Origin of the sequence: Rubrivivax gelatinosus, assembly GCF_016583785.1 — a bacterium.
In the GTDB taxonomy this organism is placed as follows: domain Bacteria; phylum Pseudomonadota; class Gammaproteobacteria; order Burkholderiales; family Burkholderiaceae_C; genus Rubrivivax; species Rubrivivax gelatinosus_B.
In genome coordinates this window covers 1-15,160 of sequence record NZ_NRRU01000113.1, presented here as the reverse complement: position 1 = coordinate 15,160, position 15,160 = coordinate 1, and the positions used below count along the sequence as shown (strand labels likewise).

Genomic DNA, 15,160 nt, shown 5'->3' with positions numbered 1-15,160 from the left:
AGCGGCGCCGGCGCTGCACCAGGTGCTGCCGGCGCTGGCGGCGGCGCTGCGCGACGCCGGGGTCGCGCTGCTGCGCTGCAGCGTGCAGGTTGGCGGCCTGGGCGGCGCCACCACCAGCGCCGTGCCGCTGGGCGTGCTGCCGCCGGGCTCGCTGCTGCCGCCGGCGCTGTTCCGCGCCGCCACCGCGGTCGTGCTGGCGCTGGTGCGCGCCGACACGCTGGACGCCGCCGAACCGCGGCTGCGCTGATCAGCCCAGCGAGCCGATGACGCTGACCTCGCGCGACTCGGGGATCTCGTTGTACGACAGCACCGCCAGCCCGGGCGCGAACAGGCGCGCGTAACGCGCCAGCAGCGGCCGGATCTGCGGCATCACCAGCAGCACCGGTGCTGCCGCCAGCTGCTTCATCTGCTCCTGCACCATCGGCATGTGCGTCTGCAGCTGCGACAGCAGCTTGGGGTCGACCGGGTAGTTGTCCAGCGCCACCTTGGCGCCGCCCTGGCGCGCGCTGTTCAGCGCCCCCAGCAGCAGGTTTTCGAGCTCGGCGCCCAGGCTGAAGGCGCGCATGGCCGGCCCCGGGCCGGCGATCGAGTTGACGATCTGGCGCCGCAGCGTGCAGCGCACCTCGGCCGCCAGCAGCACCGGGTCTTTCGTCGTCTCGGCGTTCTCGACCAGCGTGGTCGCGATCGGCACGATGTCTTTCAGCGCCACGTTCTCGGCCAGCAGCAGGCGAAAGACCTTCAGCAGCAGGCTGTGCGTGTAGGCCTTGTCCAGCGCCGCCGCGAGCTTGGGCGCCTGCGCCGCGCAGCGTTCGATCAGCGCCGGCACGTCCTCGTGGCGCAGCAGCTCGGGCAGGTGCTCGCGCGCGAGCTTGGAGACGTGGGTCGCGATCACGCTCGCGGCCTCGACGACCTGGTAGCCCAGGCCGAGCGCGTGCGCCTTGTGCTGGGCCTCGATCCAGACCACCGGCAGCAGGTAGGCGGGTTCGATCCCGGGGATGCCGTCGAGCTCGCCGTAGGTCTGCGGCGAGGGCAGGGCCATCAGCCGGTCGGGGAAGACCTCGGCGGTCGCGATCGGCGTGCCGCCCAGCAGCACCGCGTACTGCGTCGGCCGCAGCGACAGGTCGTCACGCGCGCCCAGGCGCGGCAGCACGATGCCCAGCGTCTCGCTCATGGTCTGGCGCACGCCCTTGAGCCGTTTCGCCAGCGGCGCACCCTGCGCCGGGTCGACGAGCCCGGCCAGCCGGTAGCCCACCGTCACCGCCACCGGCTCGACGATGGGCAGCGAGGCCCAGTCGAGCTCGGCCTCGCGTTCGGCCACCAGCGCCTGCTCGAGCGCGGCCACGCCTTCGTCGGCCGGCGCCACCACCGGCCGGCGCGCCAGGCGCCAGGCGACGAAGCCCACCACCGCGGCGAAACCGCAGAAGGTCGGCCAGGGCATGCCGGGGATCGCGGCCAGCGCCAGCATCACGCCGGCGGCGCCGTAGAGCACCGGCGGCGAGGCCAGCAGCTGGCGCCCGATCTGCTGCTCGACGTCGCCCGAGTCGCTGACGCGGGTGACGATGATCGCCGCCGCCGCCGACAGCAGCAGCGCCGGGATCTGCGCCACCAGGCCGTCGCCGATGGTCAGCAGCGCGTAGGTGCGGAAGGCGTCGCCCAGCGACAGCCCGTGCATCGCCGCGCCGATGGCGACGCCGCCGATCATGTTGATCAGCAGGATCAGGATGCCGGCGACGGCGTCGCCGCGCACGAACTTCGACGCGCCGTCCATCGCGCCGTAGAAGTCGGCTTCGGAGCCGACCTCGCGCCGCCGCGTCTGCGCCTTCTCCTGGTTGATCAGGCCGGCGTTCAGGTCGGCGTCGATCGCCATCTGCTTGCCCGGCAGCGCGTCCAGCGTGAAACGCGCCGAAACCTCGGAGATGCGCTCGGCGCCCTTCGTCACGACGACGAAGTTGATGATCATCAGGATCACGAAGACGACGATGCCGACGACGTAGTTGCCGCCGATGACGACGTTGCCGAAGCTCTCGATGACGCGGCCGGCGGCGTGCGTGCCCTCGTGGCCGTTGAGCAGCACGACACGCGTGGACGCGACGTTGAGCGTCAGCCGCAGCAGCGTCGTCGTCAGGATGATGGTCGGGAAGACGGCGAAGTCCAGCGGCCGCTGCGTCGTCACCGCCACCAGCACGACGATGATCGCGAGCACGATGTTGAACGTGAACAGCACGTCCAGCAGCAGCGGCGGCAGCGGCAGCACGACCATCGCCAGGATGGCCAGCAGGAAGATCGGCGCGGCCAGCCGGTGGCGGCGCAGCGCGGCCTGCAGGGTCTCGGTGAGGGTGGGCTTCATCGGCTCGGTTTCTCGGCCAGGTGCGGCGGCACCGGCAGTTCGTTGGGCAGCTGGGGCGAGCTGGCGCGGCGGCCGCTGCGGAAGGCCTGCAGTTGCATCACGTAGCCCAGCACGAGCGCGACGGCGCGGTACAGCGCCGCCGGGATCTGCTGGTTGACCTGGCTGGTGTGGTAGATCGCGCGGGCCAGCGGCGGCGCCTCGACGACCTGCACCGCGTGTTCGACGGCGACGCCGCGGATGTACAGCGCCATCTCGTCGACGCCCTTGGCGACGACGTAGGGCGCCTGGGCGCGGCGTTCGTCGTACTTCAGCGCCACCGCGTAGTGCTCGGGGTTGACGACGACGACGTCGGCGCCGGGCACGGCCTTGCGCACGCTGCGCTGCGCCAGCTGGCGCTGCAGCTGGCGGATGCGCTGGCGCACCTCGGGCCGGCCTTCGCTGGTCTTGTGCTCTTCCTTGACCTCCTGCTTGCTCATGCGCTGCTGGCGGCGGAAGAGGAAGACCTGCAGCGGCAGGTCGATGAGCGCGAAGATCACGAACACCGCGACCAGCGCGAGCACGCCGCCGCGCACCAGGTCCAGCCCGGCGCCGAGCGCACGCTCCAGCGTCATGCCCTGCAGCCGCAGGTAGTCGCCCGGCGCGGCCGCGGCCACGTGCCACAGCACCGCGCCCAGCGCCAGCGTCTTCAGCAGCGAGCCGGCGAACTCGGCCAGGTGGCGCGCGCCGAACAGCCGGCCGAGGTTGGAGACCGGGTTCAGGCGTTCGGGCTTGGGCTGCAGGTTGCTGCTGCTGGCGGTCCAGCCGCCGGGCACGAGGCCGGCGATCACCGCCAGCAGCGGCACCGCCAGCAGCGGCAGCACCATCTTCAGCAGCAGCAGCATCGCGGTGGCGAACAGCGTCGACCAGGTCTCGGCCAGCGCGCCGTCGCCGTCCAGCGGCACGAAGGCGGCGCCGAAGAGCAGCCGGAAGTCCTCCAGATAGGCCGGCAGCAGCAGCACGAAGACCTGCAGCCCGACGACGATGCCGGCGGCCGTGGCCCAGTCGCGCGAGCGCGCGACCTGGCCCTGCTCGCGCGCCTTGCGCAGCTTGTTCGGTGTCGCCTTCTCGGTCTTGTCGCCGCCGCCGGCTTCAGCCATGCGCCGTCCTCAGGCCGTGTTCGATCAGGTCGAGCACACGCTGCAGCATGTTCAGGTAGTGCTCGGGCAGGTGGCGCACCAGCGCCACCAGCATCAGCAGGCCGAAGCCGGTGACGACGGCGAAGCCGAGCGAGTACAGGTTCAGCGCCGGCGAGACCCGGTTCAGCAGGCCCAGGCCGATCTGCACCACCAGCGCCGACAGCACCAGCGGCAGCGCCAGCAGCAGCGCCGCCGAGAACACCCAGGCCACCGCCAGCGGCAGCGCCTGCAGCGACAGCCCCGCCAGCCCGCCGCCCACCGGCCAGGCCTTGAAGCTGGCGCCGGCGACACCGGCGACGACGAGGTGGCCGTCGACGGCGAAGAAGACCAGGATGCCCAGCACGTGCAGCAGGCTGGAGACGACGTCGGAGGACTCGCCGTTCATCGGGTCGTTCATCACCGCCATCGACAGCCCGATCTGCGACGAGGCCAGGAAACCCAGCGTGCCCAGCACCGCGGTGACGAGCTGGAAGGCCAGGCCCAGCACCAGGCCGATCAGCGCCTGCTCGACGGTGGCGGCGACGCCGGCGAGCGAGAACGGGTCTATGGCCTGCGGCGGCTGCGCGATCGGCAGCAGCACCACGGCCAGCACCAGCGACAGCAGCACGCGCAGCGTCACCGGCACCATCGCGTCGCCGAGGATGGTGGTGGCGGCGAAGAAGGCGAGCACGCGGCAGAAGGGCCACCACAGCTGCCCGACGAGCGCCAGCCACTGGCCGTAGAGCGCCTCCATCGTCAGCCCACCAGCGTCGCCGCGCGCTGGAACACCGAGATGCAGAAGTCCATCATCGAGCCCACCAGCCAGCGCCCGGCGAGCGCGACCACGAGCAGCGTCGCCAGCAGCCGCGGCAGGAAGCTCAGCGTCTGTTCGTTGATCTGGGTGGCGGCCTGGAACAGCGCCACCATCAGCCCGACCAGCAGCCCCGGCACGACCAGCACCGCGACCATGCGCGTGACCAGGCCCAGGGCCTCGCTGACGAGGTCGGCGGCGATTTCCGGAGTCAGCATCGCCGCCGCCTAGAACTTCTGGATGCTGGTGACCAGCGTGTTCACCGTCAGCGTCCAGCCGTCGACGAGCACGAACAGCAGCAGCTTGAGCGGCAGCGAGATCACCAGCGGCGACAGCATCATCATGCCCATCGCCATCAGCAGCGACGACACCACCAGGTCGATGACGAGGAAGGGGATGAAGAGCATGCAGCCGATCTGGAACGCCGTCTTCAGCTCGCTCAGCACGAAGGCGGCGAGCTTGACGGTGAAGGCGTGCTCCTCGGGTTTGGCCACCGCCGTCTCGCCCGACAGGCGGGAGATCTGCGCCAGCGCCGTCTTGCTGGTCTGCGCCAGCATGAAGCGCGAGATCGGCGCCTCGGCCTGCTGCAGCGCCTGGGTCAGGCCGATGCGGTCCTCGTCGTAGGGCTGGAAGGCCTGGGTCCAGACCTGCTCGCCCACCGGGCGCATCACCAGGCAGGTGAGGATCAGCGCGACGCCGGTGATGATGCGGTTGGGCAGCCCCTGCTGCAGCCCCAGCGCCTGGCGCAGCAGCGCCAGCACGATGACGAAGCGTGTGAAGCTCGTCATCATCAGCACCAGCGAGGGCAGCAGCCCCAGCAGCGTCATCAGGATGACGATCTGGGTCTTCACCGTGAAGTCGGTGCTGGCGCCGTGCGTCGTCGTGCCGAAGACCGGGATGCCGTTGGCGGCGAAGGCCGAGGCCCCCGCCAGCAGCAGCGTCGCGGCCACCGCCCAGCGGGCGGTGCGTTGGCGGCTCACCGGAGCACCCTGAGGCCCGGTCCCGCCAGGCGGGACCGGGCCCCCGACAAGTCTTGACGGCTCATGCCTCGGGCAGTCCCAAGTCCAGGTCCGAGACCTCGACCACCTTCAGCCCGTACTTGTCGCCGGTGACGACGACCTCGGCGCGGCCGATGGTCGTGCCGTTGACCTTGATCGTCAGCGGCTCGCCGGCCAGCGTGTCCAGCGGCACGACGCTGTCGGCGCGGATGCGGCTCAGCTCGTCCAGCGAGACACGCGCCGAGCCCACCTCGAGCGTCAGCGTCACCGGGATCTTGCGCATCATCTGCGCCAGCTGGCGTCGCGGTGCCGGCGGCGCCTGCGGCGGCGGCTCGTCGGGCGGCAGGTCGATGGTGTCGAGCAGCGGATCGATCGGAAGGGCCTGGTCCATCGTCGGGGCTTTCAGTCGGAGTCGGAAAAACAGGTGAGGCACAGCCGGCCGTCGTGCTCGGCGACGCGGGCCTTGAACAGGCGCAGGCCGTCGACGAGCGCGTCGGCCTCGCCGAGCGTGATCGGGAGCACGTCGCCGACCTTCAGCGCGGCGACGTCGGCCAGCGCCATCGGCTTGTCCAGCAGCTGGGCGACGAGGCGGAACTCGAGCCGCGTGCGCAGCGGGGCCACGGTCGGTGCCACCGATGACGGCGCACGCTCGGCGGCGAGCTGCGTCCACAGGCGCTCCAGCCAGGCCGGCGCCAGCGCCACCCGCAGCCGGGCCGGTGCCGGCATGCCGGGCTCGGTGATGGTGGCTTCCAGCACCCAGCTGCCGCGCGCCGGCGCCGGTGCGCTGCCGGTGGCCACCGGCGCCGCGACGACGCCGGGCTCGGCGGCGATGCCGACCTCGAGCCGGCGTGCCGCCAGCGCCGCCCACTGGGCGCCGAACAGCGCCGCCAGGCGGTCCTCGGTCGCGGTCGCCGGCGCCTCGTCGCCGCCAGTCTCGGCGCCGAAGCGGCGCGCCAGCAGCGCCAGCAGCAGGCCGCGCTCGGCGCCGCAGACCAGGCTGCCGCGCGCGAACGCGTAGCCATTCCAGCCGCAGCCCGGCGCCTCCTGCTCCAGGCGGTGCAGCGTCGCCGCGACGACCTCGAAACGCGCGCCCTGGCGCAGGTTGACGTGGCGCCGCAGCCAGCCGGCGAGGTCGCCCTGCCAGCGGCGGGCGAAAGCGTCGAGCAGGTGCACGGGACGCCCGAGCGAGGTCGGGTCTATCGGTCTGTGGCTGGGGCTGGCGGCTGCGTTCATGGATTCATGGGGACGGCGTCGTGGCAATTCTAGAAACGGCAGGGGCGAACTGATCAGCTAATGTGGCGCGGGAGTCGCCGCTTTTCCGTCAATCGCTCACGCAGTGCCTGTAATCGACACCCTGACCTGAATGTTGAGTCCATCCCCAAATAAATCGAAGGCGAATGCCCGGCGCACTTAAATTCGCAATGTTTGGCGAAAATGATGCCAACTCCAACATTATCAAAGTTATCAAATAACGAGTTCATTTTGAATGAATCATTGACTTTTCGGCCTTGATCAAGCGAATTAGTTCACGTGTGCGAACGTCTCTGACGGTTACCGCGTGCAACCTTCCACGGATCACCATTAGGATGCGCCGCATCAGGGCACACCCGTGCGAAAGCCGGGGTCGCAAAGCTTCCGGTCTACCCGTCCCCATAGGGGCGCAAGGCAGCGGGGCCGCCGGGCGAAGCCGCCTAGTCCACCCTCTCCATGAGGGCGGAACCGGCTTGGTCCGTCCGTGGCGCAGCGCGCCATGGAGACCTCCTGCGACCGCGCGTGGCGTCCCATTGCATGACCACGCCGATGCCAGCAACGCCGTCACCGACCGTCACCACGACCGCCATCCGCGGCGCGCCAGGCTGCGCGCGGGCGGCGCCGACGGCCGCCGGTTTCGGTGCTTCTGGCGGGTCATTTCGGTCCAGTTCATTCTTCTTCAGTAGCCGCCTGGCATTAGCATCGGTGGCGTTCGATGAGTTTCCATCGACGTCGGAGTTAGGCTTGGAAGACGGCCTCCGACGTGTCAAGAAAATGTAATGCGCAGGCACCGTCAAGAATTCTGACGGCGCGTCGATAAGCGCTTATCCCGTTCTTTTTCGCGAATGTGGTCCATCCGGCCAGAGCTGCCGCATGGTCGGAAGAAAACGTCAGACGCCCCCGCCCGGGCGGCGCACAACAGGGGGTCTCGATGTCGCAGATGTTGTTGTCGGTGCTCGCCCAGGTCGACCGGATCGCCGGCGACGGCGCCGCGCTCGGTACGGGCATCGGCGCTGCCGCGGGTGAAGCCGGCGGCCAGGCGGCCGGCGGTTTCGCCTCCAGCCTGAAGGACGCGATCCACGCCGTCGACGGCCAGGCACAGGCGGCCGATGCCCGGCTCGCCGAGGTCGACTCGGGGCGCTCGAACGACCTCGTCGGCGCGATGCTCGCCAGCCAGCAGGCCGACCTGTCGTTCTCGATGCTGCTGCAGGTGCGCAACAAGGTCGCCGGCGCCGTCGACGAGCTGATCAAGCTGCAGCTCTGAAGCGCGAGGTCCGAACACCGTGCCCAACCCCGTGAGCAAGCTCCTGCAAACCACCTTCGCACGCCTGCGCGCCGCGGGCCTGCCGCGGCCGTCGCCGGCGCTGCTCGGCAGCCTCGGCCCGCTGCTCGTCGCCGCCGCCGCCGTCACCGCGCTGGTGCTCGCCTTCCAGTGGCGCGACCAGTCCAGCTACAAGCCGCTGTTCGGTGCCCGCGAGAAGGTCGCCGCCGCCGAGATGATGGCGGTGCTCGACGCCGAGAAGCTGCCCTACCGCGTGCACCCCGAAAGCGGCCAGGTGCTGGTGCCCGAGGGCGAACTCGGCCGCGCCCGCATGCTGCTCGCCGCCAAGGGCGTGGTCGCGCGGTTGCCCGCCGGCCTGGAGCTGATGGACCGCGACGACCCGCTGGGCGTGAGCCAGTTCGTGCAGGACGTGCGCTTTCGCCGCGGCCTCGAAGGCGAGCTGGCGCAGAGCATCATGACGCTGGACGCGGTCGAGTCGGCGCGTGTCCACCTGGCGATCGCACGCTCCTCGTCCTTCGTCACCGGCGCCGACGACCGCAGCTCGGCCTCGGTCGTGCTCGCGACCAAAGCCGGGCGCACGCTCAGCGCCGAGCAGGTGGCGGCGACGATCAAGCTCGTCGCCGGCAGCGTCGCCAACCTCGACGCCGCGCGTGTCAGCGTCGTCGACCAGGCCGGCAACCTGCTGTCGGCACGTGTCGACCTCGAGGACGGCCTGGAAGGCCTGGCCGCCGGCGGCCAGGACGCGCGCCATCGCTACGAGGAGGACACGCGCCGCGGCGTGCACGAGCTGCTCGGCCCGGTGCTGGGCCAGGGCAACTACCGCGTCAGCGTCACCGCCGAGGTCGACAACGACCGCGTGCAGGAGACGCGCGAGACCTACGGCGCCACGCCCAAGGTCACGAGCGAGGCGCTGCGCCAGGAGATGGACCGCGAAGGCCTGGCCGTCGGCGTGCCGGGTTCGCTCAGCAACCGGCCGGTGGCGGTGGCCGCCGCGGCCTCGGGCGCCGACGCCGCGCAGGCGCAGCGCAACGCCAGCACGCGCCAGTACGCCTACGACCGCAACATCACGCAGATCAAGCGCAGCCGCGGCCGCCTCGAGCGCCTGAACGTCGCCGTCGTGCTCGCCGCTGCGGCCGCTCCCGGCGGCAAGACCGGCTGGACGGCGCCGGAGATCGCCGGCATCGAACGCACGCTCGCCAGCGGCCTGGGCATCAACGCCGAGCGCGGCGACCGCCTCGTCGTGTCGGCGATGGCCTTCCCGGCACCGACGCCGCCCACGCCCTGGTACGGCGAGCGCGAGCTCTGGGTCGACGTCGGTGGCTGGCTGCTCTACGCCGCCGGCGGCCTGCTCGCCTTCTTCGGCATCGTGCGTCCGGCGATGCGCCTGGCGCAGCAGCGCTGGGGCTCGGCGACGACGCCGCTGGTGCCGCTGGCCGGCACCGGCCCCGACGGCCTGGCGCCGCCCGCCGGTGCTCTCGCCGCACCCGGCAGCGCCGGCGCGCTGCCGGGCCGTTCGCCGGTGGCGCCGCTGCTCGCCAACTACGACCTGCCGCCGCCGGGTTCGGCGGTGGACGTGCTCGTCGACCACCTGAAGGTGCTCGCCTCCAAGGAGCCCGAACGCGTGGCCGAAGTCGTCAAACAGTGGGTGCAACGCCGTGAACGAGTCGAATAACGCCCCCGAAGCCGCGGCGCCCGCGCCGAGCTCGCTGGAACGCGCCGCCATCGTGCTGCTGAGCATGGGCGAGGAGCCTGCCGCGGCGGTGCTGCGCTGCCTGTCGCGCGAGGAGCTGCTCGAGGTCACGCAGGTGATGTCGCGCATGAGCGGCATCAAGGTCGAGAGCGTGCGCCTGTCGCTGCAGCACTTCTTCGAGGACTACCGCGAGCAGAGCGGCGTGCACGGCGCGTCGCGCTCCTACCTGCAGCGCTCGCTGGACCTGGCGCTGGGGCGCGAGATCGCCGGCAGCGTGCTCGACAACATCTACGGCGACGCCATCCGCCCGAAGATGGCGCGGCTGCAGTGGGCCGCGCCGCGCTGGCTCGCCGACCAGATCGTGCACGAGCACGTTCGCATGCAGGCCGTGTTCCTCGCCTTCCTGCCGTCGGCGCTGGCCGGCGAGGTCGTCGAGGGCCTGCCGGCCGAGGGCCGCGACCGCGTGCTGCTGCACGTCGCCCGGCTCAAGGAGATCGACCGCGAGCTGCTCGCCGACCTCGACGCGCTCGTCGACCGCTGCCTGGCCAACCTGGGTTCGCAGAGCACCAACGTCGAGGGCCTGCGCCAGGCCGCCGAGATCCTGAACCGCATGCCCAGCAACCGCCAGGCACTGGTCGAGCAGCTGCGTGCGCACGACCCCGAGGTCGTCGCCGAGATGGAGGTCAGCCTCTACGACTTCGGCATCCTGGCACGCCAGACCGAAGCCAACATCACCCGCATCATCGAGGCGGTGCCGCTGGAGCAGTGGGCGATCGCGCTCAAGGGCGCCGAGCCCGCGGTGCGCGACGCGGTGCTGCAGTCGATGCCGCGGCGCCAGGCCCAGGCCTTCGAGGACACGATGCGCCGCAGCGGCCCGGTGCCGCTGTCGCGTGTCGAGCAGACCCGCCAGCAGATCATGGCCCAGGTCAAGGCGCTGGCCGACGCCGGCGAGATCGAGGTCCAGCTCTTCGCCGAGGCCGTGGTCGAATGAGCCCTCAGGACTTGTCCGGGGCTCATTCCCGCCTGGCGGGACCGGCCGACAGGCCGAAGGGTGCTCCAGTGAGCCCTCAGGACTTGTCCGGGGCTCATTCCCGCCTGGCGGGGCCGGCCGGCAGGGCCAAGGCTGGCGCAGTGGACGCAACCGAGCGACCGCTGCCGCCGGCCGCGCCGGCGACGCGCCCGTACCGCTTCCCGCCGCTGTCCGGCCTGAACGCCGGCGGCGTGTCGGCGGCCGACGGGGCCTCGGCCGCCGAGGTCCAGGCGGCCGCCGCGCGCGCTTATGCCGATGGCCAGAAGCGCGGCTGGCGCGAGGGCTACGACGCCGGCGAGGCGCAGGGGCGCGAGGACGGCTGGAACACCGGGCTGGCGCTGGCCGGCGACAGCGCCGAGCAGGAACTGCAGCGCCGGCTGGAGGAGCGCCTGGCCGAAATCGCCGCGCCGCTGGCGGCCGCGGTCGCGGCGCTGCAGGCTGCGCACGAAGACAACCAGGCCGCGCTGCGGCGCGAGATGGTCGAACTCGTCGGCCGCGTCGCGCGCCAGGTGGTGCGCTGCGAGCTCGCGCTGCAGCCGGGCCAGATCCTGAAGCTGGTCGACGAGACGCTGGCGACGATGCCGCCGCCGCACGAGTCGGTCGAGGTGCGCCTGAACCCCGAGGACCTGCGCCGCATCGAGGACATCGACGCCGAGGGCGCGCGCCGCTGGCAGCTGCTGGCCGACCCGCGGCTGGCGCCGGGCGAATGCCGCGTGCGCAGCGGCCGGCGCGAAGCCGACGCCGGCTGCCGCCAGCGCCTGGACGCGGTGATGGAGCAGGTCGGCGCGCAGCTGCTGGAGGCGCCGGCCGAGGCCGATGCCCCGGCCGAAGCCCCGGCCGAGCCCGAGGTGCAGGCCCCGGCCACCGAGGTAGCCGGCGCATGATCGCCCAGGCGCTGCAGCGCGTGCGGCTGGCGCAGGTGCCGGTGGCCACGCCCACCGGCCGCCTGGTCGGCGCCAGCGGGCTGTTGCTGGAGAGCGTCGGCTGCGCACTGCGCACCGGTCACCGCTGCAGCATCGAGACCGCCGGCGGCGAATGGATAGACGCCCAGGTCGTCGGTTTCCGCGACGAGGTCAGCTACCTGATGCCGTTCCGGCCCGCGACCGGGCTGTGCACCGGTGCGCGTGTGCTGCCCGGGCCCGAGGACACGACGCAGTTCATCGGCGCCTCGTGGCTGGGCCGCATCGTCGACGGTCTGGGCGAGCCGGTCGACGGCCGTGGACGGCTCGGCGGCGAACACGTGCTGCCGGCGCACCCGCCGCGCATCAACCCGCTCAAGCGCCGCCCGGTCGACGCGCCGCTGGACGTCGGCGTGCGCGCGATCAACGGCGTGCTGACGCTGGGCAAGGGCCAGCGTGTCGGCCTGATGGCCGGCTCGGGCGTCGGCAAGAGCGTGCTGCTCGGGCTGATCACGCGCCAGACGGTGGCCGACGTCGTCGTCGTCGGGCTGATCGGCGAACGCGGCCGCGAGGTGCGCGAGTTCATCGACCTGTCGCTCGGCGAAGCCGGCCTGGCACGCGCCGTTGTCGTCGTCGCGCCGGCCGACGAGTCGCCGCTGATGCGGCTGCGCGCCACCGAGCTGTGCCACACGATCGCCGCGCACTTCCGCGACCAGGGCCAGGACGTGCTGCTGCTCGTCGACTCGCTGACGCGCTACGCGATGGCGCGGCGCGAGGTCGCGCTCGCGCTCGGCGAGCCGCCGGCCACGCGCGGTTATCCGCCCTCGGTCTTCGGCCGCCTGCCGCAGCTCGTCGAGAGCGCCGGCAACGGCGAGAACCCGGCCGGCAGCATGAGCGCGATCTACACCGTGCTCGCCGAAGGCGACGACCAGCAGGACCCGGTGGTCGACACCGCGCGCGCCATCCTCGACGGCCACATCGTGCTGTCGCGCGAGCTCGCCGAACGCGGCCACTACCCGGCGATCGACATCGCCCAGTCGATCAGCCGCTGCATGGGGCTGGTCGCCAGCCACGCCCACCAGGCCGCGGCGCGCCAGTTGAAGAGCATGGCCGCGCGCCACGCCCAGGTGCGCGACCTGCTGCCGCTGGGCGCCTACGTGCCCGGCGCCGACCCGGCAACCGACCGCGCGGTCCAGGCCTACCCGGCGATCGAAGCCTTTCTGCAGCAGGGCACGCGCGAAGCCGCGCCGCTGGCCGACACGCTGCAGCGCCTGGAGGAGCTGACCCGATGAGCGCCGCCGAAACCTCGCTGCACGCGGTACGCCGCCTCGCCGAACTGCGCGGCCTCGAAGCCGACCGGCTGCAGAGCGACCTGGCCGAACGCCACGTCCAGCGCCGCCGCCAGGCCGACGCCGTCGAGCGCCTGAACACGCTGTGCGCCGGCGTCGGCGCCAGCGCCGCGCTGCCGCTGGCGCTGTCGGCCAACTGCGCCGCCTACAAAGAGACGCTGATCGAACTCGGCCAGCGCCAGCAGGACGAACTCGCGGTGCACGACGCCGGCATCGCCAGCGCACGTGTCGCGCTGGTGGCCGCCGCCTGCCGCCGCATGGCGCTGGACCAGGCCGTCGCCGGCCGCCAGCAGCGCTTCGACCGCGAGCTCGCCGGGCGCGAGCAGAAACGCCAGGACGACATCGCCACCCAGGTGTGGCTGCGGGGCAATCGATGAGCGCGCTTCAGCAATCGTGCGCGGCGGTCGCCTTGTCCACGGGAGAAAGCCCTTCGACCCGAGGAACCCGCCATGTCGACGATTGAACCGACCACCCTGGCCCAGCAACTGGCCACCTCGTACACGCAGAACGAACGCACGCTGCTGTCCACGCGCAGCAGCGCCGCGCAGGCGACGTCGACCGCGCTCGGCAAGCTGAAGACCGCGCTCACGACCTTCGACGGCGTGCTCTCGACGCTGTCCTCGTCCAAGGGCGTGAAGGCGCTGTCGGCCAGCTTCGCCACCAGCGGCTACGCCAGCGCCACCGCCACCACCCAGGCGGCCGCGGGCAACTACTCCTTCTTCGTCGAGCAGCTGGCGACGACGCACCAGACCAGCTTCGCCGCCGTGCCCTCGGTCGCGGTCGCCGGTGCCGGCAAGCTGGGGCTGACGGTCGGCAGCAACCATTTCGAGGTCGACCTTGCCGCCGCCGACAGCGACGGCGACGGCCAGGTCTCGGCCAGCGAGATCGCGCGCGCCGTCAACGCCAGCACCGACAACGGCGGCAAGCTCGTCGCCAGCGTGCTGACCGTGGGCGGCCAGAGCCAGCTGGTGCTGACGGCCGGCGAGTCCGGCGCCGCCGGCGCGATCACGCTGGACACCGCGGCGCTCGGCAGCAGCGCGCTGAAGACCGCGCTCGGCACCGAGAAGCTGCTGGTGCAGGGCCGCGACGCCGTCGCCTGGCTGGGCGAGCAGGGCAGCGGCGTGCGCATCCAGCAGGGCAGCAACACCTACACCGGCATCAGCGGCGTCAGCGTCGTGTTCTCGAAGGCGATGAGCAGCGGCGACACGCCGATCACGCTGACGGTGGCCAACGACGCCAGCGCCACCGCGAGCAACCTGAAGACCTTCGTCGACGCCTACAACACGCTCGAGAAGCTGCTCGACGACATGACGGCCAACGCCAACGCGAGCAACGGCACCAGTGCCGGCGCCTTCGCCAGCGATTCGGCCGTGCTGTCGCTGAAGAACCGCCTGGCCGCGCTGGTGCGCCAGAACGTCGGCGGCGTGCGCCTGGCCGACTACGGCGTCTCGATCGACCGCGGCGGCCAGATGTCGATCGACCAGAGCAAGCTCGAAAAGGGGCTGGCGGCCAAGGCCGACGGCCTGAACACGCTGTTCGGCAGCGCCCGCGCCGGCTCGTCCAGCGGCCTGCTCGGCAGCCTGTCCGATCTCGCCGACCGCTGGCGCAACGCCGACGGCCAGATCGCCGGCCGGCAGACCTCGATCGAGAAGACGCAGAAGAGCCTGACGGAGCGCCAGGAAGCGCTCGAGATCCGCTACGAGAGCCTGTACCAGCGCTATCTGAAGCAGTTCACCAAGCTGCAGGAGCTGCAGACCACCATCGGCGAGACCAGCAGCCTGTTCAGCAACCTGTCTTAGTCCTGAAGCCACACGCCACCTTCGGAAAGCCGCCCGTGATCCAAGACGCCTACCACAGCTACCACGCCGTCGACCTCGGTGCCCGCACTGCGCAGGCCTCGCCGGTGCAGCTCGTGCTGATCCTCACCGACGGCCTGATCGAAGAGCTTGCCCGGGCCCGGGCGCATATCGTCGGCCGCCGCTACGAGGCCAAGGCGCGCAGCCTGGACAAGTGCGTGAACATCCTCAACGGGCTGTCCAGCGCGCTCGATTTCGACCAGGGCGGCGACATCGTGCAGAACCTCGAACGCCTGTACGACTTCTGCGCCCAGCAGCTCTACAAGGCCGGCCAGCAGCTGGAGCCGAAGTACATCGACGAGGTCGTGGGCCTGCTGCAGACGCTGCGCAACGGCTGGCAAGGCCTGCAGGCACGCCATGGCTGAGGCCCGCGTGCTGGACGAGCTGGCGCGGGCGCTGCGCCGCGCGGCCGACACCGCCGACTGGACGGCGCTCGCCGCCGCCGACGCTGCGCTGGCCGCTCGGCTGCGCGCGCTGGCGGCGCGGGGCGTGC

The 15,160-nt window shown here is 71.7% G+C and carries 16 protein-coding genes and 1 riboswitch; of the genes, 9 read left to right on the top strand and 7 right to left on the bottom strand.

The genetic code is table 11. From position 1 onward, the window contains the following. Positions 1–247: hypothetical protein (locus CKO43_RS21805; protein ID WP_200379945.1), on the top strand; the 247-nt coding region annotated here is incomplete at its 5' end. Here the strand turns inward: CKO43_RS21805 and CKO43_RS21800 are convergent. The 7 genes from CKO43_RS21800 to CKO43_RS21770 all read right to left on the bottom strand — a co-directional run bounded on the left by CKO43_RS21800 (position 248) and on the right by CKO43_RS21770 (position 6,543). Continuing rightward, positions 248–2,347, bottom strand: a complete 2,100-nt coding sequence (locus CKO43_RS21800; RefSeq protein WP_200379944.1) for a flagellar biosynthesis protein FlhA — start codon at positions 2,345–2,347, stop codon at positions 248–250. Continuing rightward, a complete protein-coding gene (gene flhB / locus CKO43_RS21795; protein ID WP_200379943.1) occupies positions 2,344–3,483 on the bottom strand; it encodes a flagellar type III secretion system protein FlhB in 1,140 nt (379 codons plus the stop codon). Before flhB ends, CKO43_RS21800 begins: the two co-directional genes overlap by 4 nt. After that, complete coding sequence (locus CKO43_RS21790) at positions 3,476–4,255, bottom strand: flagellar biosynthetic protein FliR (RefSeq protein WP_200231773.1); 780 nt, start codon at positions 4,253–4,255, stop codon at positions 3,476–3,478. Before CKO43_RS21790 ends, flhB begins: the two co-directional genes overlap by 8 nt. Positions 4,256–4,257: 2 nt before the next feature. Further along, positions 4,258–4,530: a flagellar biosynthetic protein FliQ gene (locus CKO43_RS21785; RefSeq protein ID WP_346014501.1), complete on the bottom strand. Its 273-nt coding sequence runs from the start codon at positions 4,528–4,530 to the stop codon at positions 4,258–4,260. 9 nt (positions 4,531–4,539) lie between these two features. After that, complete coding sequence (gene fliP, locus CKO43_RS21780) at positions 4,540–5,292, bottom strand: flagellar type III secretion system pore protein FliP (RefSeq protein ID WP_200379942.1); 753 nt, start codon at positions 5,290–5,292, stop codon at positions 4,540–4,542. A 61-nt stretch (positions 5,293–5,353) separates the two neighbouring features. Then, the gene (locus tag CKO43_RS21775; RefSeq protein ID WP_200231775.1) at positions 5,354–5,701 is read right to left on the bottom strand and encodes a FliM/FliN family flagellar motor switch protein; all 348 of its coding nucleotides are present in this window, start codon (positions 5,699–5,701) and stop codon (positions 5,354–5,356) included. Between the two features lie 11 nt (positions 5,702–5,712). Then, positions 5,713–6,543, bottom strand: coding sequence for a FliM/FliN family flagellar motor switch protein (locus tag CKO43_RS21770; protein ID WP_200379941.1), 831 nt, complete (start codon positions 6,541–6,543; stop codon positions 5,713–5,715). A 357-nt stretch (positions 6,544–6,900) separates the two neighbouring features. Next, positions 6,901–6,992, top strand: a riboswitch (cyclic di-GMP riboswitch). A 500-nt stretch (positions 6,993–7,492) separates the two neighbouring features. Between CKO43_RS21770 and CKO43_RS21765 the strand changes: the two genes are divergently transcribed. From CKO43_RS21765 to fliS, 8 genes are all read left to right on the top strand, one after another. Continuing rightward, positions 7,493–7,825: a flagellar hook-basal body complex protein FliE gene (locus CKO43_RS21765; protein ID WP_200231777.1), complete on the top strand. Its 333-nt coding sequence runs from the start codon at positions 7,493–7,495 to the stop codon at positions 7,823–7,825. 31 nt (positions 7,826–7,856) lie between these two features. Continuing rightward, complete coding sequence (gene fliF, locus CKO43_RS21760) at positions 7,857–9,515, top strand: flagellar basal-body MS-ring/collar protein FliF (protein ID WP_200379940.1); 1,659 nt, start codon at positions 7,857–7,859, stop codon at positions 9,513–9,515. Beyond that, a complete protein-coding gene (locus CKO43_RS21755; RefSeq protein ID WP_200231779.1) occupies positions 9,499–10,524 on the top strand; it encodes a FliG C-terminal domain-containing protein in 1,026 nt (341 codons plus the stop codon). Before fliF ends, CKO43_RS21755 begins: the two co-directional genes overlap by 17 nt. Positions 10,525–10,664: 140 nt before the next feature. Beyond that, the gene (gene fliH, locus CKO43_RS21750; RefSeq protein WP_346728362.1) at positions 10,665–11,447 is read left to right on the top strand and encodes a flagellar assembly protein FliH; all 783 of its coding nucleotides are present in this window, start codon (positions 10,665–10,667) and stop codon (positions 11,445–11,447) included. Further along, positions 11,444–12,754, top strand: coding sequence for a flagellar protein export ATPase FliI (fliI, locus tag CKO43_RS21745; protein WP_200379938.1), 1,311 nt, complete (start codon positions 11,444–11,446; stop codon positions 12,752–12,754). The genes fliH and fliI overlap by 4 nt, the downstream gene beginning before the upstream one ends. Then, positions 12,751–13,188, top strand: a complete 438-nt coding sequence (locus CKO43_RS21740) for a flagellar export protein FliJ (RefSeq protein ID WP_200231782.1) — start codon at positions 12,751–12,753, stop codon at positions 13,186–13,188. The genes fliI and CKO43_RS21740 overlap by 4 nt, the downstream gene beginning before the upstream one ends. A 72-nt stretch (positions 13,189–13,260) precedes the next feature. After that, positions 13,261–14,610: a flagellar filament capping protein FliD gene (gene fliD / locus CKO43_RS21735; RefSeq protein ID WP_200379937.1), complete on the top strand. Its 1,350-nt coding sequence runs from the start codon at positions 13,261–13,263 to the stop codon at positions 14,608–14,610. Between the two features lie 35 nt (positions 14,611–14,645). After that, the gene (fliS, locus tag CKO43_RS21730; protein WP_200231784.1) at positions 14,646–15,032 is read left to right on the top strand and encodes a flagellar export chaperone FliS; all 387 of its coding nucleotides are present in this window, start codon (positions 14,646–14,648) and stop codon (positions 15,030–15,032) included. Positions 15,033–15,160: the final 128 nt, after the last annotated feature.

Excerpts from the sequence above, each read along its gene's own strand:
- CKO43_RS21800 (WP_200379944.1), bottom strand. The coding sequence starts at position 2,347 with ATGAAGCCCACCCTCACCGAGACCCTGCAGGCCGCGCTGCGCCGCCAC.
- flhB (WP_200379943.1), bottom strand. The coding sequence starts at position 3,483 with ATGGCTGAAGCCGGCGGCGGCGACAAGACCGAGAAGGCGACACCGAAC.
- CKO43_RS21790 (WP_200231773.1), bottom strand. The coding sequence starts at position 4,255 with ATGGAGGCGCTCTACGGCCAGTGGCTGGCGCTCGTCGGGCAGCTGTGG.
- CKO43_RS21785 (WP_346014501.1), bottom strand. The coding sequence starts at position 4,530 with ATGCTGACTCCGGAAATCGCCGCCGACCTCGTCAGCGAGGCCCTGGGC.
- CKO43_RS21775 (WP_200231775.1), bottom strand. The coding sequence starts at position 5,701 with ATGGACCAGGCCCTTCCGATCGATCCGCTGCTCGACACCATCGACCTG.
- CKO43_RS21770 (WP_200379941.1), bottom strand. The coding sequence starts at position 6,543 with ATGAACGCAGCCGCCAGCCCCAGCCACAGACCGATAGACCCGACCTCG.
- CKO43_RS21765 (WP_200231777.1), top strand. The coding sequence starts at position 7,493 with ATGTCGCAGATGTTGTTGTCGGTGCTCGCCCAGGTCGACCGGATCGCC.
- fliI (WP_200379938.1), top strand. The coding sequence starts at position 11,444 with ATGATCGCCCAGGCGCTGCAGCGCGTGCGGCTGGCGCAGGTGCCGGTG.
- CKO43_RS21740 (WP_200231782.1), top strand. The coding sequence starts at position 12,751 with ATGAGCGCCGCCGAAACCTCGCTGCACGCGGTACGCCGCCTCGCCGAA.
- fliD (WP_200379937.1), top strand. The coding sequence starts at position 13,261 with ATGTCGACGATTGAACCGACCACCCTGGCCCAGCAACTGGCCACCTCG.